Origin of the sequence: Pseudomonas lalucatii, from assembly GCF_018398425.1 — a bacterium.
In the GTDB taxonomy this organism is placed as follows: domain Bacteria; phylum Pseudomonadota; class Gammaproteobacteria; order Pseudomonadales; family Pseudomonadaceae; genus Aquipseudomonas; species Aquipseudomonas lalucatii.
On record NZ_JADPMV010000002.1, the window covers coordinates 1276326 to 1296815 of the forward strand.

The following is a 20490-nucleotide window of genomic DNA, read 5'->3' on the forward strand; positions in this document are numbered from 1 at the left end:
GCATCTCGGCGTAGCAAGCGCCGGGGAATGTGCCTATAATCGCGCCACTTTTTTGGCCCATCCCCGGGAGTCGCCCCATGAGCTACAGCAAGATTCCAGCAGGCAAAGACCTGCCGAACGACATCTACGTCGCCATCGAGATCCCGGCCAACCACGCGCCGATCAAATATGAGATCGATCACGAGACCGACTGTCTGATGGTCGACCGCTTCATGGCCACCCCGATGTTCTACCCGGCCAACTACGGCTTCATCCCGCACACCCTGGCCGACGACGGCGACCCGCTGGACGTGCTGGTGGTCACCCCCTACCCGGTGGCGCCGGGCTCGGTGATCCGCGCCCGCCCGGTCGGCGTGCTGCACATGAGCGACGAAGCCGGCGGCGACGCCAAGCTGGTCGCCGTACCCCACGACAAGCTGACCGTGCTGTACAAGGACGTTCAGGAATACACCGACCTGCCGCCCCTGCTGATCGAGCAGATCAAGCACTTCTTCGAGAACTACAAGGATCTGGAGAAGGGCAAGTGGGTCAAGGTCGAAGGCTGGGCCGGCGCCGAAGAGGCCCGCGAGCTGATCAACAAGGCAGTCGCGGCTTACCAAAAATAAGCCCTGACCACCCCCTAAAAGCCGGCCACAAGCCGGCTTTTTTATTGCCTGCGACTCGCACCGCACGAGCCTCGCGAGCGCCGCCGCGGACCGCCCCGGTGAGCACGGCCGCCAACCCGTCCCCGACGGCTTGGCCGGCGGCCCGGAGCTGGGTAAGCTCCACTTTTTGCCAGGGATAGCCCCATGAGCCCGAGCGATGTCCTGCTGCTGATTCTTGCCGGCTTCGCCGCCGGCGGCATGAATGCCCTGGCCGGCGGCGGCACCTTCTTCTCCTTCCCGGCCCTGCTCGCCGCCGGCCTGCCGCCGGTCACCGCCAACGCCACCAATGCCGTGGCCCTGTGGCCGGCCAGCCTGGCCGCGGCCTGGGCCGCCCGCGGCAGCCTGCGACCGCTGAGCCGCTACCTGCTGCCGCTGCTGCTGGCCGGCTTGTTCGGCGGCCTGGGCGGCGGCCTGCTGCTGCTGGCCGGCGGCGACGAGATCTTCCGCCACCTGATCCCCTGGCTGCTGCTGGCGGCCACCGCCCTGTTCGCCGCCAGCCCGCGACTCAGTCGCGCCCTGGCCGCCCGTCGCGCGCCCGGGGCGCAGCCACCGCACGGCCCGCTGTCGCTCGGCGCCCATGTCGGCGTGTCGATCTACGGCGGCTACTTCGGCGCCGGCATGGGCATCCTGCAGCTGGCGGCATTCGCCATCGAGGGCCACCCCCTGGCCCGGGCCAATGCCCTGAAGAACCTGATCTCGGCGGTGATCTACAGCATCGCCACCGTCACCTTCGTGGTCGCCGGGCGGGTCAGCTGGGCCGAGCTGGCCGTCCTGCTCGGCGGCGCCACCCTAGGCGGCTATGCCGGCGGGGCCCTCGGCCAGCGCCTGCCGCCCATCCTGCTGCGCGCCCTGGTGATCGCCGTCGGCAGCGGCATGACCGCCTACTACTTCTGGGCCACCTATCTCGCCAGCTGACCGCTGCCCCGGGCTTCGCCCCGCCAGGCGCGCCCCCGGCCGTTTGCCCACGAGACGCCGCTCTGCTAGTGTCGCGGCGATTATCCCCCTGCCAGAACCCCGCCAGAGACCGTCCGCCATGGCCCGCAAAAAAGCCGCGCTCGACTTCGAGCAGTCCCTCACCGACCTGCAGAACCTGGTCGAGCGCCTGGAGAGCGGCGAGCTGTCGCTGGAAGACTCGCTGACCGCCTTCGAGCAGGGCATCCGCCTGACCCGCGACTGCCAGGCCGCCCTGACCCAGGCCGAGCAGAAGGTGCAGATCCTCCTGGAGCGCGACGGCGAACTGGAGCAGGCGCCCTTCGACGCGGAGCGCCCGGCATGATCGCGGACTACCAGGCGCTGTGCCAACGCCGCGTCGATGCGGCGCTGAACGACCTGCTGCAGCCGCCCAGCGAGGCGCTGCAACGCCTCTACCAGGCGATGCGCTACAGCGTGGTCAACGGCGGCAAGCGGGTACGCCCGCTGCTGGTCTACGCCGCCTGCGAGGCCCTCGGCGGCGAGGCGCGGCAGGCCGACGGCGCGGCCTGCGCGGTGGAGCTGATCCATGCCTATTCCCTGGTCCACGACGACCTGCCGGCGATGGACGACGACGACCTGCGCCGCGGCCAGCCCACCACCCACAAGGCCTTCGACGAAGCCAGCGCCATCCTCGCCGGTGACGGCCTGCAGAGCCTGGCCTTTGCCGCGCTCGCCGACGAGCGCTGCAACCCGCTCGCCGCCGAGCTGCGCCTGGCGATGATCGCCTGCCTGGCCCATGCCGCCGGCCCGGCGGGCATGGTCGGCGGCCAGGCCATCGACCTCGGCGCGGTCGGCCAGCGGCTCGACCAGCCGGCCCTGGAGGCCATGCACCGGCACAAGACCGGCGCCCTGATCGAAGCCAGCGTGCGCCTCGGCGCCCTGGCCAGCGGCCACGCCGACGACTGCGCCCTGCAGGCCCTGCAGGCCTACGCCCAGGCCATCGGCCTGGCCTTCCAGGTGCAGGACGACATCCTCGACGTGGAGAGCGACACCACCACCCTGGGCAAGACCCAAGGCAAGGACCAGGCCAATCACAAGCCGACCTACCCGGCGCTGCTCGGTCTGGAACAGGCCAAGGCCTATGCCCTGGAACTGCGCGATCAGGCCCTGCACGCCCTGCGCCCCTTCGACAGCCGCGCCGAACCGCTGCGCGAGCTGGCCCGCTATATAGTCGAACGGCGCCACTGAGGCGGGCACCGGCCGTGCCCCGGCCCGCGTCCAGGCGCCGCCTGGTCCGCCCGAGCAGAACGCCCCGCCCGGCGCCTTGGACTTATGGCTTAAAGCTTGGCATCGCTTTCGGGTAAACTGCCGCATCTTTTTGCCTATAACGATTCGCCCGATGCCGACGACCTTCGATGAGATTCCCCGCGAGCGCCCGCTGACGCCCCTGCTCGACCGCGCGAACACGCCGGACGAGCTGCGCCGCCTGGGCGAGGCCGAACTGGAGGCCCTGGCCGACGAGCTGCGCCAGTACCTGCTGTACACGGTCGGCCAGACCGGCGGGCACTTCGGCGCCGGTCTCGGGGTGATCGAGCTGACCATCGCCCTGCACTACGTCTTCGACACCCCGGACGACCGCCTGGTGTGGGACGTCGGCCACCAGGCCTACCCGCACAAGATCCTCACCGGCCGCCGCGAGCAGATGAGCAGCCTGCGCCAGAAGGACGGCATCGCCGCCTTCCCGCGACGCAGCGAGAGCGAATACGACACCTTCGGCGTCGGCCACTCCAGCACCTCGATCAGCGCGGCCCTGGGCATGGCCATCGCCGCGCGCCTGCAGGGCAGCACGCGCAAAGCGGTGGCGGTGATCGGCGATGGCGCGCTGACCGCCGGCATGGCCTTCGAGGCGCTGAACCACGCCTCCGATGTAGGCGCCAACATGCTGGTGGTGCTCAACGACAACGACATGTCGATCTCGCGCAACGTCGGCGGCCTGTCCAACTACCTGGCCAAGCTGCTCTCCAGCCGCACCTACGCCAGCATGCGCGAGGGCAGCAAGAAGGTGCTGTCGCGCCTGCCCGGGGCCTGGGAGATCGCCCGCAAGACCGAGGAGCACGCCAAGGGCATGCTGGTGCCCGGCACCCTGTTCGAGGAACTGGGCTGGAACTACATAGGCCCGATCGACGGCCACGACCTGCCGACCCTGCTGGCGACATTGCGCAATATGCGCGACCTGGAGGGCCCGCAGTTCCTCCACGTGATCACCAAGAAGGGCAAGGGCTTCGCCCCCGCCGAGGTCGACCCGATCGGCTACCACGCCATCACCAAGCTGGAGCCGGTGGACGCCAAGGCCACGCCGAAGAAAGCGGGCGGACCGAAGTACTCCAGCGTGTTCGGCCAGTGGCTGTGCGACATGGCCGCCCAGGACAAGCGCCTGGTCGGCATCACTCCGGCGATGAAGGAAGGCTCGGACCTGGTGGCCTTCAGCGAACGCTACCCCGAACGCTACTTCGACGTGGCCATCGCCGAGCAGCACGCGGTGACCCTGGCCGCCGGCATGGCCTGCGACGGCGCCAAGCCGGTAGTGGCGATCTACTCGACCTTCCTCCAGCGCGCCTACGACCAGCTGATCCACGACGTGGCGGTGCAGCACCTCGACGTGCTGTTCGCCATCGACCGCGCCGGCCTGGTCGGCGAGGACGGCCCGACCCACGCCGGCAGCTTCGACCTGTCCTACCTGCGCTGTGTCCCCGGCATGCTGGTGATGACCCCCAGCGACGAGAACGAACTGCGCCGCATGCTCAGCACCGGCTACCAGTATCTGGGCCCGGCGGCGGTGCGCTACCCACGGGGCAGCGGCCCCAATGCCGTTATCGAGCAGGGCCTGGAGCCGCTGGAGATCGGCAAGGGCGTAGTCCGCCGCCAGGGCGGCAAGGTCGCCCTGCTGGTGTTCGGCGTGCAGCTGGCCGAGGCGCTGAAGGTCGGCGAGGCCCTCGACGCCACGGTGGTGGACATGCGCTTCGTCAAACCCCTGGACGAGGCCCTGGTACGCCAGTTGGCCGGCAGTCACGAACTGCTGGTGACCGTCGAGGAGAACAGCATCATGGGCGGCGCCGGCAGCGCGGTCAGCGAGCTGCTGGCCCGCGAGAACCAGCTCAAGCCGGTGCTGCACCTGGGCCTGCCGGACTACTATGTCGAGCACGCCAAACCGGCGCAGATGCTCGCCGAGTGCGGCCTGGACGCCGCCGGCATCGAAGCCGCGGTACGGCTGCGCCTGGCACTGCTGCAGGCCTGAACCGCGCAGGCCGGGCCGCGGCCCAGCCTGCCGAACGAATGGTTATACCCGCCGCGCAGGCTACGGCCGCGCGGCGTTCTGCTTGTCCGAGGTCGCGGCCAACGCCGCGTGAAAAGGGAAGCAGGTGCGCGCTCGCCCACGGACGAGCGCAAGGCCTGCGCTGCCCCCGCAACGGTAATCGACGGTGCTCATACGCGAGCACAGGTTTTCCCGACACACCACTGGGCTCGCCCGGGAAGGTGGGAAACCGCAGTCGACAGCCCGGAGACCTGCCTCGGCGCAATCTGACTGGTGTTGCGGAGGGCATCACCGTCAAGCGCTGACGGCTGCCCGCCTGCCCGCGCTTGTCCCTGCCCTCCTCGAAAGCTGTCTCACTTTTGAGGATCTATCGATGAAACTGTCCCCACTCACCCTGGCCATGACCCTGGCGCCCGGCCTCGCGCTGGCTGCCGAACCCACCGAACCCTATCAGGCCCAGCCCCTGGTGGTGACCCGCGGCACACCGCTGCAGCAGCCGGCGCCGGCCAGCGTCGCCGTGGTTACCCGCCGGCAGATCGAGGCCAGCGCCGCCAGCAGCCTGGTGGAGGTGCTGCGCACCCAGGCCGGCCTGCAGATTCGCGACACCCTCGGCGATGGCAACCGGGTCGCCCTCAGCCTGCGCGGTTTCGGCGAGAATGCGGCGAACAATACCCTGGTGCTGGTCGATGGCCGCCGCCTGAACAACCCCAGTCAGCAGGCAGCCGACCTCAACAGCGTGCCCCTGGCCAATATCGAGCGTATCGAGATCATCCGCGGCGCCGGCACCGTGCTCTACGGCGACCAGGCCGTGGGCGGGGTGGTCAACATCATCACCCGCACCCCGCTACAGGACGAAGCCTATGTGGAAACCAGCCGCGGCAGCCACGACCTGGAAGCCTATCGCGGCCATGCCTTCCGCCAACTGGGCGGCGGCTTTTCGCTCTACGCCAACGGCGAGGCGCGGCATGCCGACGGCTACCGCGACAACAACCACGCCAGTTACAGCAACGCCTTCGCCCGACTGCGCCACGACCATGAGGGTGGCTGGCTGCTGGCCGAATACCAGACCATCGATGACGAATTGCGCCTGCCCGGCGCATTGAGCGAGAGCCAGCGCCGCGCCGACCGCAAGGCCAGCTTCAAGCCGCGGGATTTCAGCGACAGCAAGACCCAGGTAGGCCGCTTCGCCGCCCGCCAGGCGCTCTCCGACACCTGGACGGCGGACTTCGACTACAGCTACCGCGACAGCGATGCCGTGGGCTTCCTCTCCGGCGCCTTCACCCAAGGCACCCGCGTCGAAACGCTGAGCCCGCGCCTGACCGCCCACTGGGACAGCTCGCTGGGGCGTAGCGAATGGCTGCTCGGCCACGACCACATCACCAGTGACTATGAGCTGGCCTCGGCCTTCGGCACCACCCGCTTCCGCCAGACCCTGCGCGACTGGTACAGCCAGCTCAGCCAACCCTTGGGCCACGAGCTGACCCTGACCCTTGGCTACCGCGCCAGCGAGGCGGAGGATCGCAATCAGGGCCTCGGCCTGCGCCACACCGACCATGAGGACAGCACCAGCCTGGGCCTGAGCTGGCAAGCCGATAGCCATACCCGGCTGTTTCTCAAGCGCGAGGACGTACTGCGCTTCGCCAACGTCGACGACAACGGCTTCACCTCCCCCGGCACGCGCTTCCTCGAACCCCAGACAGGGGTCTCATGGGAAGGCGGGGTCGAATGGCAGGATGCCATCCAGCGCTATCAGCTGAGCCTCTATCGCCTGGACCTCGAGAACGAAATCGCCTTCGACAGCGCCGCGCCCGGCCCCTTCGGCCCAGGCGCCAACGTCAACCTGGACGACACCCGGCGCGACGGCCTGCTGCTCGAGGGGCGGCGCCAACTCAACGATCGCCTGAGCCTCAATGGCCAGTACAGCTTCACCGACGCGCGCTACCGAGGGGGCAGCTTCAAGGGCCACGACGTGCCCTGGGTGGCCCGGCACACGGCCAGCCTGAGCCTGCACTACCTGCTGCTGAAGGGACTGACCGGCTACGTCGAGGCCAACTACACCGGCCCACGCTACCTCGCCAGCGACGACGCCCACGCCCTGCCGCGAGAAGGTGGCTACACCCTGTTAAATCTCGGTTTGAGCTACGACTACCGGCAGTTCAGCAGCAAGCTGCGGATCAACAACCTGACAGGCAAGCGCTACGACAGCCATGCCGGCCACAATGCCTTTATCGCCGGCAACAAGGCCCTCTATCCAGCGCCGGAAGAGGAGGTGCAACTGAGCGTCGGCTACCGCTTCTAAGCAGCCCCCATCAACGACAAGGCCCCGCGATCGCGGGGCCTTGTGCTTTTAGCGCTCTATTTCGCCTCGGCCAGCTGCTGGCAGAGCTTCTCGGTGGCCGCCAGCATCTGGAAGCTGGGCCGCTCCAGGCCCTTGTCCGGCACCGGCCAGAGCTGATTGCGCCGCACCGCGGCCAGGCCCGGCCAGCGGCGCCAGCCATCCAGCTGGGCGCCGGAGCCCGCCAGTATCACCTCGGGGTCGCGCTGCAGCACCGCCTCGATGCCGACCTGCGGCGCCGGCAGGGCGAGGTCGGCGAAGACGTTTTCGGCGCCGCACAGACGCAGGGCGTCGCTGATGATCTGGCGACCGCCTATGGTGTACAGCGGCTTGTCCCAGATCTGGTAGAACACCCGCAGCGGCCGCTCGCGCCGGTAGCGGGTACGGAGTTCGGCGAGGCGCTCGTTGAAACGTCGGCGCAACAGCTGGCCCTGCTCGCCCCGCCCGAGGCGCGCGCCGATCTCGGCGAACTGCTCGGCCAGGTGGCTCAGGTCGCGCGGTTCGGTGACCAGCAGGGGGATGCCGAAGGCCACCAGCTGCTGGCGCTGGGCCGGGCTTATGCTGTCGGGCCAGAGCAGCACCAGGTCGGGCTGCAGCTTGAGCAGGCTCTCCATCTCCAGCTGGCCGTAGCGCCCTACCGACGGCAGGTGCGCCAGCGCGACCGGCCGCTCGCCGCCATCCAGCACGCCGACCAGCAGCTCGGCGGCGCCCAGTTCCAGGACGATCTCGCTCAAGGACGGCGCCAGGCTGACCACCCGCTCCACCGCCCAGGCCGGCCGGGCCAGCAGCACCAGCAGGCACAGCGCCAGACGGCTCATCAGCCGAGCTGGCGGGGAATGCGGTAGAGGTACAGCAGCACCAGGCTGGAGAGCGCCAGGAGCAGCAGCGGTATGCCTTCCAGGCCGGCGAACAGGGCGCCGACGGCGACCCAGGCCGGCAGCGCGGCCACCCACATGGCCCGGCTCCGGCACTGCCCCAGCGCCTGCCAGGCGGCCGCTTCCTGCGGGGTGTCGAGGGCCTTCTCGGTGGCCATCAGGGCGCGCTTGTAGGCGCCGAACTGCGGCAGGCTGGCGAACATCGCCAGCAGCCCGGCGATGAACAGCGGCATGGCCAAGGGCCCGGGCTGGCGCTCGGCGCCGAACAGCAGGTTGACACCGAACAGCGGCGCCAGCGTCAACAGCAGCCGGCCCCACCAAGCCAGGGCCAGGCGACGGCGGGTCTCGCTGCGGCTCACCGGGGCTCCTCGACCTCGCCCTGGTGCAGGCTGCCGAGCAGATGGCCGAGCTTGCCGGCCTTGGTCGCCAGGTACTTCTTGTTGTGCGGGTTGTGGTCGATCTGCAACGGCACGCGGGCGGCCACCGCCACGCCCATGTCGCCCAGCGCCTTGACCTTGCGCGGGTTGTTGGTCATCAGCTTGAGCTGGCGAATGCCCAGGTGCTCGAGCATCGGCCGGCAGATCGCGTAGTCGCGCTGGTCGGCGCCGAAGCCCAGGCGCTCGTTGGCCTCCACGGTGTCGGCGCCGCCATCCTGCAGCTCGTAGGCGCGGATCTTGTTGAGCAAGCCGATGCCGCGTCCTTCCTGGCGCAGGTAGAGCAGCACGCCGCGCCCCTCGGCGGCGATGGCGCGCAAGGCCGCCTCGAGCTGGAAGCCGCAGTCGCAACGCAGGCTGAACAGCGCATCGCCGGTCAGGCATTCGGAATGCAGGCGTCCCAGCACCGGCTCGCCGCCGGCGACATCGCCGAAGGTCAGCGCGACATGTTCCTTGCCGGTGGCCTCCTCGAGAAAGCCGTGCATGGTGAACACGCCAAACGGCGTAGGCAGTTGGGAGGCGGCGACGAACACGACAGGCACCGGATGCTCCTAAGCAGATAAGGGCGGGAAAGTGGCAAGAGCGGCATTGTAACAGCAGCCCCTGCCGGCGGGTCAGCCTGAATTACCGATGATAAGGATCGGCTCGGCTCAATGCTTGGACTCGAGCATCAGCACATCCTGCTCGACCTTCCAGCCGACCCGACTGAGAAAACTCATGCCGAGCAGCGCCTCGGTCGGGGCACCGCCCTCCAGCACCACGGCCTCGACGCCCAGCACCTCCAGGCTGCCGACCTTGACGCTGTCGAGGCTGACCCGCCAGCCGCGCGCCGTGCCGCTGGCCGTGCTGACCTGCAACGGCCGGCCGACGACGCGGTAGTCGATGCCCAGGCGCCGGGCATGCCCTTCGTTCAAGGCCACCGAGGTGGCGCCGGTATCGACCAGGAACTGCACCGGATGGCCGCTCACCGAGCCGGCGACCCAGTAGTGTCCGCCGACGCCCTTGGCGATGCTCAGCTGGCGCTTGCTCGGCTCGGCGAAGCCGTTGCTGTACTCGCGACTCAGGCCATAGCTGCGCTCGACGCCCTCGATCCGCAGCACCGCGCCGCGGCTGTCGGCGCTGATCACCTGCACCCCGCCCGGCCCGGTCTGGCCGACCTTCACCAGCTTGCGCTGGCCGTCGACATTGAGCACCGCGGCCCCGGGAAACAGGCCGACCACCTGCACCTGGGGCGCGGCCCAGAGGCTCCCGGCGGCGGCCAGCAGCACGCCGGCGGCAAGCCATTTCAGTCCCTGTTTCACGCGCATCGATCTCCTTAGTCGAAGGGATAGGGTTGTTGCCAGCGCTTGAACACCGGCCGCAGGCTGCCACGCCTGACCAGCTCGTCCATGCGCCTGTCGAACAGCGCGGCCAGGGCGCGCCCCCGGGGCGTGTCGGCGAAGCCCAGGTACAGCGGCAGGCGGGTCAACGGCGTCAGGCGAAAGCGTGCCGGCTCGGCGGCGCGCTCGAGCAGGTCCTCGAGCTCGTCATGGGCCTCGAGGAAAAAATCGGCGCGGCGATACTGCAGCATCTGCAGGATATCGCTATCGCGCTGGATTTCCCGGTAATGCTTCAAATCTGGCAGGTAACGCTGGAAGGCGTAACCGCGCATCCACACCAGGCGCGCCGCGCCTATAGTGGCCAGGGTCGGCGTCGGGCGCTCGGCCAGGCCCAGCGCACTGACCCGGTCGGCATCGTAGTGCCAGCGCGGGTAGATCACTCCGCGGTCGATCTCATCCTTGTACGAGCCGACCCAGGCATCGGCCTGGCCGCGCTGCACCAGGCCGATGGAGCGGGTATAGGGCACGCTCTGGATCTGCAACTCGACGCCGGCGGGCTCGAAGACCTGACGCAGGATGTCCCAGGCCAGGCCGCTGCCGTCGGCCTCGGTATCCTCTGCCCAGACCTCGCTGGCCAGGCGGATTTGCGTCGGCGGCGGCGCCTCCGCCTGGGCACCGGCCCAGGTCGACAGCGCCATCAATATCGCCAGCCAGAAGCCGCGCATGTCCGCCCTCCGGTCTCGCTAGAAGCCCAGCCCCGCCGCCAGGCCGTTGGCCCAGCCCCATACCACCAGCTGCATCGCCAGCCAGGCGAACACCCCGGCCAGCACGTCGTCGAGCATGATGCCGACGCCGCCGTGCACGTGCCTGTCGATCCAGCGGATCGGCCAGGGCTTGAGGATATCGAACAGGCGGAACATCAAGAAGCCTAGCAGCAGCCAGGCCCAGCCCTCGGGCACCAGCCACAGGGTGATCCACATGCCGACCATCTCGTCCCAGACGATGCCCTCGTGGTCGTGCACGCGCAGGTCGTCGGCAACCTTGCCGCACAGCCAGAAGCCGAACAGCATGCTCAGGCCGAGCATCAGCCAGTAGCCCCAGTCCGGCAGCAGCTGCCACAGTGGGATGAACGGCAGGGCCACCAGCGACCCCCAGGTGCCCGGCGCCTTGGGCAAGGTGCCGGAGCCGAAGCCGAAGGCCAGGAAATGCCAGGGATTGCGCCAGACCGAGGGCGGCACTCGCGAGGTCTCAGACACCGGCGGCTCCGAAATGCTGATAGCCCCGTGCCGGCGGCGCGAGGGCACGCCCCTGCGCATCCAGCAGGCGCACGCCTGCGCCGGCTTCGACCCGGCCGATCACCTGCAGCGGCCAGCCCGCCGCCTGCAGGCCGTGCAGGTGCTCGGCCGGCAGGGTGAAGGCCAGCAGGTAGTCGTCGCCACCGCCGAGGGCGCAGCGACGTGCGCCCTCTTCCCCGAGCAAGTCCAGCAGGGCCGCCGAGAGGGGCAGGCGCGCCTGCTCGACCAGCAGCGCCACCCCGGATGCCGTGGCGATATGCCCGCAGTCGGCCAGCAGGCCATCGGAAATATCCAGCGCCGCCGTGGCCTTGCCGCGCAGGGCCTGGCCCAGGGCCAGCTGCGGTTGCGGCGCCCAGTAGCGCGGCAGCAGCGCCTCGGCGACCTGCGCCTTGGCCTGGCGCCGCCCGAGCACCAGCTCCAGGGCACCGGCGCCCTCGCCCAGGCAGCCGCCGACGCAGAGCAGGTCGCCGGCCTGGGCACCGGCGCGGGTCAGCGCCTGCCCGGCCGGCACCCGGCCGCACACGGTCAGGGTCAGACTCAGCGGACCGCGCGTGGTATCGCCGCCGATCAAGCGCGCACTGCACTGCCGCGCCATCTGGTCGAGCCCGCGGGCGAAGGCCTCGAGCCAGGCCGGCTCGGCACGGGGCAGGGTCAGGGCCAGGGTGAAGCCGATGGGCGCCGCGCCCATGGCGGCCAGGTCGCTGAGCGACACGCCGAGGGCACGCTGGCCGAGCGAGAACGGCTCGGCCGCCGCGGGAAAATGCACGCCCTCGACCAGGGTGTCGGTGGACACCGCCAGCTGTTCGCCGGCCGCCAGCTCCAGCAGGGCGCAATCGTCGCCGATGCCCAGGACCACGCCTTCGCCGGCCCGCGCACAGGACGCGGCGGCGAAGTAATGGCGGATCAGCTCGAACTCACCCAAGGCAGACGCGCCGGGCTCAGCGCTTGTGGGCGCGGACTTCGTCGGCGCGCAGGCGCGGCGCCAGCTTGTCCAGCACGCCATTGACGAACTTGTGGCCGTCGGTGGCGCCGAACACCTTGGCCAGCTCGATGCCCTCGTTGATCACCACCCGATAGGGGATATCGATGCGGTTCTTCAGCTCGTAGGTGGACAGGCGCAGGATCGACAGCTCGACCGGGTCGATCTCGTCCATCGGCCGATCGAGCAGGGGCGCGAAGGCGCCGTCGATCTCGGTCTTCTGCCGCGCCACGCCGTGCAGGATCTCATGGAAATAGGCGCCGTCGACGGCGCTGAAGTCGTTGTCGACGCGAAACTGCGCTTCGATCTCGTTCAGCGCCTGGCCGGCGATATGCCAGGAGTACAGGGCCTGCATGGCCAGGGTGCGCGCCTCGCGGCGCGCCAGGGTCTTGGCGCTAGGGCCCTTCTTCGCCGCCTGCGGCTTCTGCCCTTGGCTGTCGTGCTGGCTCACTTGGCCTCCAACTGCGCCAGCAGGCTGACCATTTCCAGGGCGGACAGCGCGGCTTCGGCGCCCTTGTTGCCGGCCTTGGTGCCGGAGCGCTCGATGGCCTGCTCGATGGAGTCCACGGTCAGCACGCCGAAGGCCACCGGCACGCCGAACTCCATGGACACCTGGGCCAGGCCCTTGGTGCACTCGCCGGCGACGTATTCGAAGTGCGGGGTGCCGCCGCGGATCACCGCGCCGAGGGCGATGATGGCGTCGAACTCGCTGCGCTGCGCGACCTTCTGCGCCACCAGAGGAATCTCGAAGGCGCCCGGGGCGCGGATGATGGTGATGTCGCTTTCGCTCACACCGTGGCGCACCAGGGCATCAACGGCACCGCTTACCAGGCTTTCGACGACGAAGCTGTTGAAGCGGCCGACCACCAGGGCGAAACGGCCCTTGGGGGCGATGAAAGTACCTTCGATGGTCTTCAGGGTCATAGCGGATCTCGTCTGGGAAAGAGCCGGGGCGCGAGCCTGCGCCCCATGGGGTTATTCAGAGGGCAGGTATTCTACAACTTCCAGGTCGAAACCGGATATTGCGTTGAACTTCATCGGCGAACTCATCAGGCGCATCTTGCGCACCCCCAGATCGCGGAGGATCTGCGAGCCGGCGCCGACGGTGCTGTAGGTGGTCGGATTGGCCGCCTTGTGCTCGTGGCCCTGCTGGCGCTCCAGGTGCGCCAGCAGGTCCGGCCCGGTCAGCGGGTTGCCCAGCAGCAGCACCACGCCGCTGCCGGCCTTGGCCACCTCGACCATGGCGGCGCGCAGGCTCCAGCGCCCCTCCTGCTTGACCATGAACAGGTCGCGCAGCGGGTCCATGTTGTGCACCCGCACCAGGGTCGGCTGTTCCGGGCTGATGCTGCCCAGGGTCAGGGCCATGTGCACGTCGCCCTCCACCGCATCGCGGTAGGTCACCAGGTTGAACTGGCCCAGCTCGGTGTCCAGCTCCTGCTCGCCGATGCGCTCGACGGTGCGCTCGTGGATCAGCCGGTAGTGGATCAGGTCGGCGATGGTGCCGATCTTGATGCCGTGCTCGGCGGCGAACTCCTCCAGCTCGGGCCGGCGGGCCATGGTGCCGTCGTCGTTCATGATCTCGCAGATCACCCCGCTCGGCTCGAAGCCGCCCATGCGCGCCAGGTCGCAGGCCGCCTCGGTATGCCCGGCACGGGCCAGCACGCCGCCCGGCTGGGCCATCAGCGGGAAGATATGGCCGGGGCTGACGATGTCGTCGGCCTTGGCGCTCTTCGCCGCCGCGGCCTGCACGGTGCGCGCGCGGTCGGCGGCGGAGATGCCGGTGGTGACGCCCTCGGCGGCCTCGATGGAGACGGTGAACTTGGTGCCGAAACCGGAGCCGTTGCGCGGCGCCATCAACGGCAGGCTGAGCCGCTCGCAGCGCTCGCGGGTCATCGGCATGCAGATCAGGCCGCGGGCGAAGCGCGCCATGAAGTTGATGTGCTCGGCGGTGACCGCCTCCGAGGCGATGATCAGGTCGCCCTCGTTCTCGCGGTCCTCGTCATCCATGAGGATGACCATCTTGCCGGCGCGGATGTCTTCGATCAGTTCTTCGATGCTGTTGAGTGCCATGCTGGCGATTCCTTAATTCTTCAGGTAGCCGTGTTCGGCCAGAAAGCTTTCGGTCAGGCCGGCGGCCTTGGGCTCGGCGGCCTTGTCGCCGAGCAGCAGGCGCTCCAGGTAACGCGCCAGCAGGTCCACCTCGAGGTTGACCTGACGCCCCGGACGGTAGTCGACCATGATGGTCTCGGCCAGGGTGTGCGGCACTATGGTCAGCTCGAACTCGGCGCCGCTGACCGCGTTGACCGTGAGACTGGTGCCGTCGACGGTGATCGAGCCCTTGTGGGCGATGTACCTGGCCAGCTCGCGCGGCGCGCGGATCCTGAATTGCACGGCACGGGCATTGTCCTCCCGCGACAGCACCTCGCCGACGCCGTCGACATGGCCGCTGACCAGATGGCCACCGAGGCGGCTGCTCGGGGTCAGGGCCTTCTCCAGGTTGACCCGGCTGCCGGGCTTGAGGTCGATGAAGGCGGTGCGTGCCAGGGTCTCGCGGCTGACGTCGGCCCAGAAGCCGTCGCCGGGCAGCTCCACCGCGGTCAGGCACACGCCGTTGACCGCGATGCTGTCGCCGAGTTTGACGTCGGCCAGGTCGAGCTTGCCGGTCTCGACGTAGACGCGCACGTCGCCGCCCTTGGGGCTCAGCGCCCGGATGCTGCCGATAGCTTCGATTATGCCGGTGAACATTGCGCCTCCACGGACCCGGAAACGACGCGAGGCGAGTGGAACGCGCCGCGCACCGGAACCGAGTAATAAGTCTGTGACATCTGGACGAACTCCTGTTTATCAAAAACAGGGCGTGACTGATCGAAAGGGATCTTGCAGGCGCCGCTACGGCGCCCTTTCAGACAATCCCGCTCTCTCTTTATCCGGACTGTGACCGTCGGCCCCGGAATCGCACCGGGTCTGCTGACCTCGCCGACGCCCCGCAGCAGGACCCTCGGCAAGCGCTCGCGGGCTAGGCGCCTTGCGCGCCATTACCGCCGGTGGGGAATCGCACCCCGCCCTGAGAACGTTGCGGCCACCAGGTGGCCGAGACGCGTTGTACCACAATTGACCGCGACCTGCATGGGCGCACGCGCCTGCGTGCCGGCGACTGGCCGATCAGCCCTGGCCCTTGGGCACGGCGATGATCTGCCAGTCCTCGCCCACCGCGCGGATGTCGAGGATCCTGAGCTCCGGCGCCTCGGCCATGCGCGTCAGCGGCAGCTCGAGCAGCGGCCGGGCGCTGGAGCCGAGCAGCTTGGGCGCGACGAACAGCCGGTACTCGTCGACCAGGCCCTGGCGGGCGAAGGCCCCGGCCAGGCGCGGCCCGGCCTCGACCAGCACCTCGTTGGCGCCGCGGGCGGCCAGTGCGAGCAGCAGCCGCCGCAGGTCGACATGGCCGTTGCTGCCCGGCACGGCCAGCAGCTCGTGGCCTTCCTCGAGGAACCGCTCGCGCGCCGCGGCGGCCGCGCAGGTGGCCACCAGCGCCGGCCCGGCCTGGAAGAAGGGCACGTCCAGCGGCACCCGCAGGCGTCCATCGACCAGCACCCGCAGCGGCGGACGGGCGGCGGCCAGGGCGCTCAGCTCGGCGCCCAGGCCCAGTTCGTCGGGGCGCACGGTCATCCGCGCGCCGTCGGCCAGCACCGTATCGGCGCCGCTCAGCACCACGCTGGAGCGGGCGCGCAGGCGCTGCACCGCGGCCCGCGCCGCCGGCCCGGTGATCCACTGGCTCTCGCCGCTGGCCATGGCGGTGCGGCCGTCCAGGCTCATGGCCAGTTTGACCCGCACCAGCGGCAGGCCCTGCTCCATGCGCTTGATGAAACCGCCGTTGAGAACCCGCGCATCGCCTTCGAGCACGCCGCAGAGCACCTCGATGCCGGCCTGCTGCAGACGCGCCAGGCCATTGCCGGCCACCTGGGGGTTGGGGTCCTGCATGGCCGCGACCACTCGCGCCACGCCGGCGGCCACCAGGGCATCGGCACAGGGCGGCGTACGCCCATGATGGCTGCAGGGCTCCAGGGTGACATAAGCGGTGGCGCCGCGGGCCCGCTCGCCGGCCTGGCGCAGCGCGTGCACCTCGGCATGGGGCTCGCCGGCCCGGGCATGCCAGCCTTCGCCGACGATGCGCCCGGCGGCGACTATGACGCAGCCGACGCGCGGATTGGGATGGGTGGAGTAGAGGCCCTTGCGGGCCAGCTCGAGGGCGCGGGCCATGAAGCCCTGATCGGAGTTCAGCATCAGCCTTGCGACGGCTCGCGGGACAGCCGGTCGATCTCCTCGCGGAATTCGTTGAGGTCCTGGAAGCGCCGGTACACCGAGGCGAAACGGATGTAGGCGACCTCGTCGAGCTTCTGCAGCTCGCCCATCACCAGTTCGCCGAGCACCAGCGACTTGATCTCGCGCTCGCCGGTGGCGCGCAGCTTGTGCTTGATGTGGGCGATGGCGCCCTCCAGGCGCTCGATGCTCACCGGGCGCTTCTCCAGGGCGCGCTGCATGCCGGCACGCAGTTTTTCCTCGTCGAAGGGCTGGCGGCTGCCGTCCTGCTTGATCAGCCGCGGCATCACCAGCTCGGCGGTCTCGAAGGTGGTGAAGCGCTCCTCGCAGGCCAGGCATTCACGCCGGCGGCGCACCTGTTCGCCCTCGGCGACCAGGCGCGAGTCGATGACCTTGGTGTCGTGGGCACCGCAGAACGGACAGTGCATAGCGGGCAGTCGCCTTGAACGGGAAGGCGCCATGGTAGCGCATCCCGCAGGCAAGACAAGCCGCGCGCTTTGCGGTATACAGGCGCGCCTGCGACTAAGCTTCCTGACACCCATACCGACGGACCCGCCCATGCCTCCGAGCCCCCTCGCCGCCCTGGCCCTGGTCCTGCTGCTGGCGGCCTGCGCCGGCTCGGCCTGGGGCGGCGCCTGCCGAGACGCTGCCCGCGCACCTGCGCGAACTCAGCGGCCAGCTGCTCGGCGTGCCCAATGGCGCCGAGGTCGAGCTGGCCCTGCTGACCCTGGACCAGCGCGGCCTGCCCCAGGGCCTGCTGGGCAATATCCAGCTGAGCGGCAACGGCGATGCCCTGCCCTTTCGCCTGACCTTCAACCCGCAGTCCTTCAGCCGCGCCCTGCGCGTCGAACTGCGCGGCCGCGCCCATCGCTCCGGTCACCTGATCCTGCGCCTGCCGCCCGTGCCCATTCGCCATGCCGACAGCCAGGAGGTCGGCACCTTGCGCCTGGTACCCGCGCCATGACCCCGCCACACGAGCTGCAGGGCGCGCTGGGCGAGCTGCTCGGCGACGCCCGCCTCGACGCCACCGCGCTGCCCGGCACCGACCTGCGCCTGTGGCTGATCGATGCGGCCAACATGGACCGCGCCTTCAGCCCCGCGGAGACCCGGCGCATCCTCGAGGAGCCGCCCTACTGGAGCTTCTGCTGGGCCAGCGGCCTGGTCCTGGCACGCTGGCTGGCCGCGCATCCGCACTGGGTGCGCGACAAGCGCGTGCTGGATTTCGGCGCCGGCTCCGGGGTGGCGGCGATCGCCGCGGCCAAAACCGGCGCCCGCGAGGTGGTGGCCTGCGACCTAGACCCGCTGGCCCTCGCCGCCTGCCGGGCCAACGCCGAGCTGAACGGCGTCGAACTGGGCTACTCGGCGGACTTCTTCGCCGAGGCCGACCGTTTCGACCTGATCCTGGTCGCCGACGTGCTCTACGACCGCGCCAACCTGCCGCTGCTCGACCAGTTCCTCGGCCGCGGCCGCCAGGCCCTGGTGGCCGATTCGCGGGTGCGCGACTTCCAGCATCCGCTGTATCGCCGCCTCGCCGTCCTGGAGGCCTGCACCTGGCCGGATCTGGCCGAGCCGGCGGAGTTTCGCCACGTCAGCCTGTATCACGCGCGCCGCGATTGAGGCCCGCGCCCTTGTATCCACGCCCCCGCGGCCGCATCTATAGTCCTACCCACCCTGCCCCCTGCCCGAGACCGACCATGAGCGACACCCCCTATATCTTCGACGTATCCGGCGCCGCCAACTTCGAACAGCTGGTGATCCAGAACTCCTTTCACAAGCCGGTACTGGTGGACTTCTGGGCCGAGTGGTGCGCACCGTGCAAGGCACTGATGCCGCTGCTGGCGCAGATCGCCGAGAGCTACCAGGGCGAACTGCTGCTGGCCAAGGTGGACTGCGACGCCGAGCAGGACATCGTCGCCCGCTTCGGCATCCGCAGCCTGCCCACCGTGGTGCTGTTCAAGGACGGCCAGCCGGTCGACGGCTTCGCCGGCGCCCAGCCGGAGTCGGCGATCCGCGACATGCTCCAGCCCCATGTTGCCGAGCCGCCGCCCCCCCAGGCCGACCTGCTGCAAGATGCCCAGGCGCTGTTCGCCGACGGCCGCATCGGCGAGGCGGAGGCCCGGCTCCAGCAGTTGCTCGGCGAGGACAATGAAAACGCCGCCGCGCTGATCCTCTATGCCCGCTGCCTGGCCGAACGCGGCGAGCTGGGCGAGGCCGAGACCGTGCTCGACGCGGTCAAGGGCGACGCGCACAAGCAGGCCCTGGCCGGCGCCCGCGCGCAGCTGACCTTCCTGCGCCAGGCCGCCGACCTGCCGGAGGTCGCCAGCCTGAAGAGCCGCCTGGCGCAGAACGGCGAAGACGACGAGGCGGCCTACCAGCTGGCCATCCAGCAGCTGGCCCGCCAGCAGTACGAGGCGGCGCTGGACGCCCTGCTCAAGCTGTTCGTGCGCAACCGCGGCTACGCCGACGGCGTGGCGCACAAGAGCCTGCTGCAGGTATTCGATCTGCTGGGTAACGACCACCCGCTGGTGACCGCCTACCGGCGCAAGCTGTACCAGGCGATCTACTGAGGTGGCGCCGGCCTTTCAGCTGCTCCTGCGGGTGCGCTACGGCGAGTGCGACGCCCAGCAGGTGGTGTTCAACGCCCGCTATGCCGACTACGTCGACCTGGCCGTCACGGAGTTCTTCCGCGCCCTGCTCGGCGGCTACAAGGCGCTGCTGGAGCGCGGCCTGGACACCCAGGTGGTGCGCCAGTGCATCGACTGGAGCGCTCCGGCGCGCTTCGACGACGTACTCGAGCTGCGCGTGCAGACCCTGAGGGTCGGCAACAGCTCCTACAGCCTGCAGGTGGACATGCTGCACCACGAGGATCAGCGCCCGCTGGCACGGGCCGAAGTCACCTACGTCATGGTCGACAGCCGGGAGTTTCGCAAGGTTGGGGTCCCCGACGACTTGCGCGCCCTGCTGCTGCGCGGGGCCCCGGGCGTACGCATCGACCAGGCCGGCTAGGCGCCCAGCCAGCGATAGACCGGCGCGTCGACACCGGCCTCCACGCTCACCTGCGAACAATGGCGCAGGCGCACCAGCAGGCGCTTGCCGGCGGCCTCGCCGCCGGCAAGGGTGGCCAGCTCGCCCAGCAGCTGCGGCCCCTCCACCTGCCCGGCGTCGCGCACCAGCTGCAGGGCGGTCTGCCACAAGGCGTCGCTGGCCCCGGCAGCCGGTGCCGGCGCTGGCGCGGCAGCCGGCTCGGCGAGCGCCGCAGGCAGCCGCTCGGCCAGCTGCGCCCAATCCTCGGCATCCAGTTCCAGGCTCAGGTCCACCGGCCAGTCGCCGATCCGTCCGCGTATACGCACCATTCGCCCATCCCTCCCAATCGATGCGGCCATGCTCCCATGACGGCCGCCGATGGCCAAGGGGCTGGCCAGCCCAGGGTGCAGTTGTTATAACATAACCATCTATACTTCCAGGATCGGAGACCTCCATGCACCGCCTCTTGCTCGCCCTGCCTTTCGCCCTATTGCCACTGGCCGCCGCCCAGGCCAGCGATCATGACCACGACCACGACCATGCGCTCGACAGCCTGGACGCCCACCAGCACGGCGCCGCCAGCCTCAACGTGGTGCTCGACGGCCAAGCGCTGGAGCTGGAGCTGGAAAGCCCGGCGATGAACCTGGTGGGCTTCGAACATGCCGCCGAGAGCGCCGCCGATAAGGCCAAGGTCGCCGCCGCGCGCAGTCAGTTACAAAATCCGCAGGCCCTGTTCGGCCTGAATGCAGGCGATTGCAGCCTGCGCGAGACGGCACTGGAGAGCCCGCTGTTCGAAGATGACGAACATGAGCACGAAGGACATCAGGGCGACGAAACTCACGGCGAACACAGCGAAATCCATGCGCATTACCAGCTCGACTGCAAAAAGCCCGACGAACTCAAGCAGCTGAACCTGGCCGAACTGTTCAAGCGCTTCCCCGCCACCACGAAAATTCAGGTACAACTGATCGGCCCGAATGGCCAGCAAGGCGTGGAGCTGACACCTGCCAAGCCCGGCCTCGACTTCTAAGTTTTCGGAGTGC

At 69.5% G+C, this 20490-nt stretch carries 25 protein-coding genes and 2 riboswitches; of the genes, 11 read left to right on the forward strand and 14 right to left on the reverse strand.

The annotated features are described in order from the left end of the window. Nucleotides 1-77 precede the first annotated feature (77 nt). The 6 genes from ppa (at nucleotide 78) to I0D00_RS19445 (ending at nucleotide 7168) form a co-directional block, all read left to right on the forward strand. Complete coding sequence (ppa, locus tag I0D00_RS19420) at nucleotides 78-605, forward strand: inorganic diphosphatase (RefSeq protein WP_213641446.1); 528 nt, start codon at nucleotides 78-80, stop codon at nucleotides 603-605. Nucleotides 606-788: 183 nt separating this feature from the next. After that, nucleotides 789-1559, forward strand: coding sequence for a sulfite exporter TauE/SafE family protein (locus I0D00_RS19425; protein WP_213641447.1), 771 nt, complete (start codon nucleotides 789-791; stop codon nucleotides 1557-1559). A 118-nt stretch (nucleotides 1560-1677) separates the two neighbouring features. Next, nucleotides 1678-1920: an exodeoxyribonuclease VII small subunit gene (locus I0D00_RS19430; RefSeq protein ID WP_213641448.1), complete on the forward strand. Its 243-nt coding sequence runs from the start codon at nucleotides 1678-1680 to the stop codon at nucleotides 1918-1920. Further along, complete coding sequence (gene ispA, locus I0D00_RS19435; RefSeq protein WP_213641449.1) at nucleotides 1917-2804, forward strand: (2E,6E)-farnesyl diphosphate synthase; 888 nt, start codon at nucleotides 1917-1919, stop codon at nucleotides 2802-2804. The genes I0D00_RS19430 and ispA overlap by 4 nt, the downstream gene beginning before the upstream one ends. Nucleotides 2805-2955: 151 nt before the next feature. Beyond that, nucleotides 2956-4851, forward strand: a complete 1896-nt coding sequence (gene dxs / locus I0D00_RS19440; protein ID WP_213641450.1) for a 1-deoxy-D-xylulose-5-phosphate synthase — start codon at nucleotides 2956-2958, stop codon at nucleotides 4849-4851. Nucleotides 4852-4923: 72 nt separating this feature from the next. Beyond that, nucleotides 4924-5142: riboswitch (cobalamin riboswitch) on the forward strand. Nucleotides 5143-5242: 100 nt separating this feature from the next. After that, a complete protein-coding gene (locus tag I0D00_RS19445; RefSeq protein WP_213641451.1) occupies nucleotides 5243-7168 on the forward strand; it encodes a TonB-dependent receptor in 1926 nt (641 codons plus the stop codon). A gap of 56 nt (nucleotides 7169-7224) precedes the next feature. On the opposite strand, the gene I0D00_RS19450 is transcribed toward I0D00_RS19445, so the two are convergent. From I0D00_RS19450 to nrdR, 13 genes are all read right to left on the reverse strand, one after another. Then, nucleotides 7225-8022, reverse strand: a complete 798-nt coding sequence (locus I0D00_RS19450) for a cobalamin-binding protein (RefSeq protein ID WP_213641452.1) — start codon at nucleotides 8020-8022, stop codon at nucleotides 7225-7227. Further along, nucleotides 8022-8438, reverse strand: a complete 417-nt coding sequence (locus I0D00_RS19455; protein WP_213641453.1) for an MFS transporter — start codon at nucleotides 8436-8438, stop codon at nucleotides 8022-8024. The genes I0D00_RS19450 and I0D00_RS19455 overlap by 1 nt, the downstream gene beginning before the upstream one ends. Continuing rightward, complete coding sequence (ribA, locus tag I0D00_RS19460) at nucleotides 8435-9055, reverse strand: GTP cyclohydrolase II (protein WP_213641454.1); 621 nt, start codon at nucleotides 9053-9055, stop codon at nucleotides 8435-8437. The genes I0D00_RS19455 and ribA overlap by 4 nt, the downstream gene beginning before the upstream one ends. A 108-nt stretch (nucleotides 9056-9163) precedes the next feature. Then, a complete protein-coding gene (locus I0D00_RS19465) occupies nucleotides 9164-9820 on the reverse strand; it encodes a retropepsin-like aspartic protease family protein (protein ID WP_213641455.1) in 657 nt (218 codons plus the stop codon). A gap of 8 nt (nucleotides 9821-9828) precedes the next feature. Continuing rightward, entirely contained in the window at nucleotides 9829-10557 is a 729-nt protein-coding gene (locus I0D00_RS19470) for a substrate-binding periplasmic protein (RefSeq protein WP_213641456.1), read from the reverse strand. Between the two features lie 18 nt (nucleotides 10558-10575). Then, entirely contained in the window at nucleotides 10576-11088 is a 513-nt protein-coding gene (locus I0D00_RS19475; protein ID WP_338050451.1) for a phosphatidylglycerophosphatase A family protein, read from the reverse strand. After that, complete coding sequence (thiL, locus tag I0D00_RS19480; protein ID WP_246533312.1) at nucleotides 11081-12049, reverse strand: thiamine-phosphate kinase; 969 nt, start codon at nucleotides 12047-12049, stop codon at nucleotides 11081-11083. Before thiL ends, I0D00_RS19475 begins: the two co-directional genes overlap by 8 nt. A gap of 16 nt (nucleotides 12050-12065) precedes the next feature. After that, nucleotides 12066-12557 carry a transcription antitermination factor NusB gene (nusB, locus tag I0D00_RS19485; protein ID WP_213641458.1) on the reverse strand — a complete coding sequence of 164 codons (492 nt, stop codon included), beginning with the start codon at nucleotides 12555-12557 and terminating at the stop codon, nucleotides 12066-12068. Then, the gene (gene ribH / locus I0D00_RS19490) at nucleotides 12554-13030 is read right to left on the reverse strand and encodes a 6,7-dimethyl-8-ribityllumazine synthase (RefSeq protein WP_213641459.1); all 477 of its coding nucleotides are present in this window, start codon (nucleotides 13028-13030) and stop codon (nucleotides 12554-12556) included. Before ribH ends, nusB begins: the two co-directional genes overlap by 4 nt. 51 nt (nucleotides 13031-13081) lie before the next feature. Next, nucleotides 13082-14176, reverse strand: a complete 1095-nt coding sequence (gene ribBA / locus I0D00_RS19495) for a bifunctional 3,4-dihydroxy-2-butanone-4-phosphate synthase/GTP cyclohydrolase II (RefSeq protein ID WP_213641460.1) — start codon at nucleotides 14174-14176, stop codon at nucleotides 13082-13084. Between the two features lie 12 nt (nucleotides 14177-14188). Then, the gene (locus I0D00_RS19500; protein ID WP_213641461.1) at nucleotides 14189-14851 is read right to left on the reverse strand and encodes a riboflavin synthase; all 663 of its coding nucleotides are present in this window, start codon (nucleotides 14849-14851) and stop codon (nucleotides 14189-14191) included. A gap of 165 nt (nucleotides 14852-15016) precedes the next feature. Further along, a riboswitch (FMN riboswitch) is annotated at nucleotides 15017-15182 on the reverse strand. Between the two features lie 86 nt (nucleotides 15183-15268). Further along, nucleotides 15269-16387 (reverse strand): bifunctional diaminohydroxyphosphoribosylaminopyrimidine deaminase/5-amino-6-(5-phosphoribosylamino)uracil reductase RibD, encoded by a 1119-nt coding sequence (gene ribD, locus I0D00_RS19505; RefSeq protein ID WP_213641462.1) that lies wholly within the window; start codon nucleotides 16385-16387, stop codon nucleotides 15269-15271. After that, a complete protein-coding gene (gene nrdR / locus I0D00_RS19510) occupies nucleotides 16387-16851 on the reverse strand; it encodes a transcriptional regulator NrdR (protein WP_213641463.1) in 465 nt (154 codons plus the stop codon). Before nrdR ends, ribD begins: the two co-directional genes overlap by 1 nt. Nucleotides 16852-17111: 260 nt before the next feature. Between nrdR and I0D00_RS19515 the strand changes: the two genes are divergently transcribed. From I0D00_RS19515 to I0D00_RS19530, 4 genes are all read left to right on the forward strand, one after another. Continuing rightward, nucleotides 17112-17387, forward strand: coding sequence for a hypothetical protein (locus I0D00_RS19515; protein ID WP_246533313.1), 276 nt, complete (start codon nucleotides 17112-17114; stop codon nucleotides 17385-17387). Beyond that, nucleotides 17384-18040, forward strand: coding sequence for a class I SAM-dependent methyltransferase (locus I0D00_RS19520; protein WP_213641464.1), 657 nt, complete (start codon nucleotides 17384-17386; stop codon nucleotides 18038-18040). The genes I0D00_RS19515 and I0D00_RS19520 overlap by 4 nt, the downstream gene beginning before the upstream one ends. A 77-nt stretch (nucleotides 18041-18117) precedes the next feature. Next, nucleotides 18118-18990, forward strand: coding sequence for a thioredoxin (gene trxA / locus I0D00_RS19525; protein ID WP_213641465.1), 873 nt, complete (start codon nucleotides 18118-18120; stop codon nucleotides 18988-18990). A 1-nt stretch (nucleotide 18991) separates the two neighbouring features. Continuing rightward, nucleotides 18992-19429 carry an acyl-CoA thioesterase gene (locus tag I0D00_RS19530; RefSeq protein WP_213641466.1) on the forward strand — a complete coding sequence of 146 codons (438 nt, stop codon included), beginning with the start codon at nucleotides 18992-18994 and terminating at the stop codon, nucleotides 19427-19429. Here I0D00_RS19530 and I0D00_RS19535 read toward each other — a convergent pair. Next, a complete protein-coding gene (locus I0D00_RS19535; protein WP_213641467.1) occupies nucleotides 19426-19776 on the reverse strand; it encodes a hypothetical protein in 351 nt (116 codons plus the stop codon). The two genes, I0D00_RS19530 and I0D00_RS19535, sit on opposite strands and share 4 nt — an antisense overlap. A gap of 125 nt (nucleotides 19777-19901) precedes the next feature. Here I0D00_RS19535 and I0D00_RS19540 point away from each other — a divergent pair, with 125 nt between their 5' ends. Continuing rightward, nucleotides 19902-20477 (forward strand): DUF2796 domain-containing protein, encoded by a 576-nt coding sequence (locus I0D00_RS19540; RefSeq protein WP_213641468.1) that lies wholly within the window; start codon nucleotides 19902-19904, stop codon nucleotides 20475-20477. Nucleotides 20478-20490: the final 13 nt, after the last annotated feature.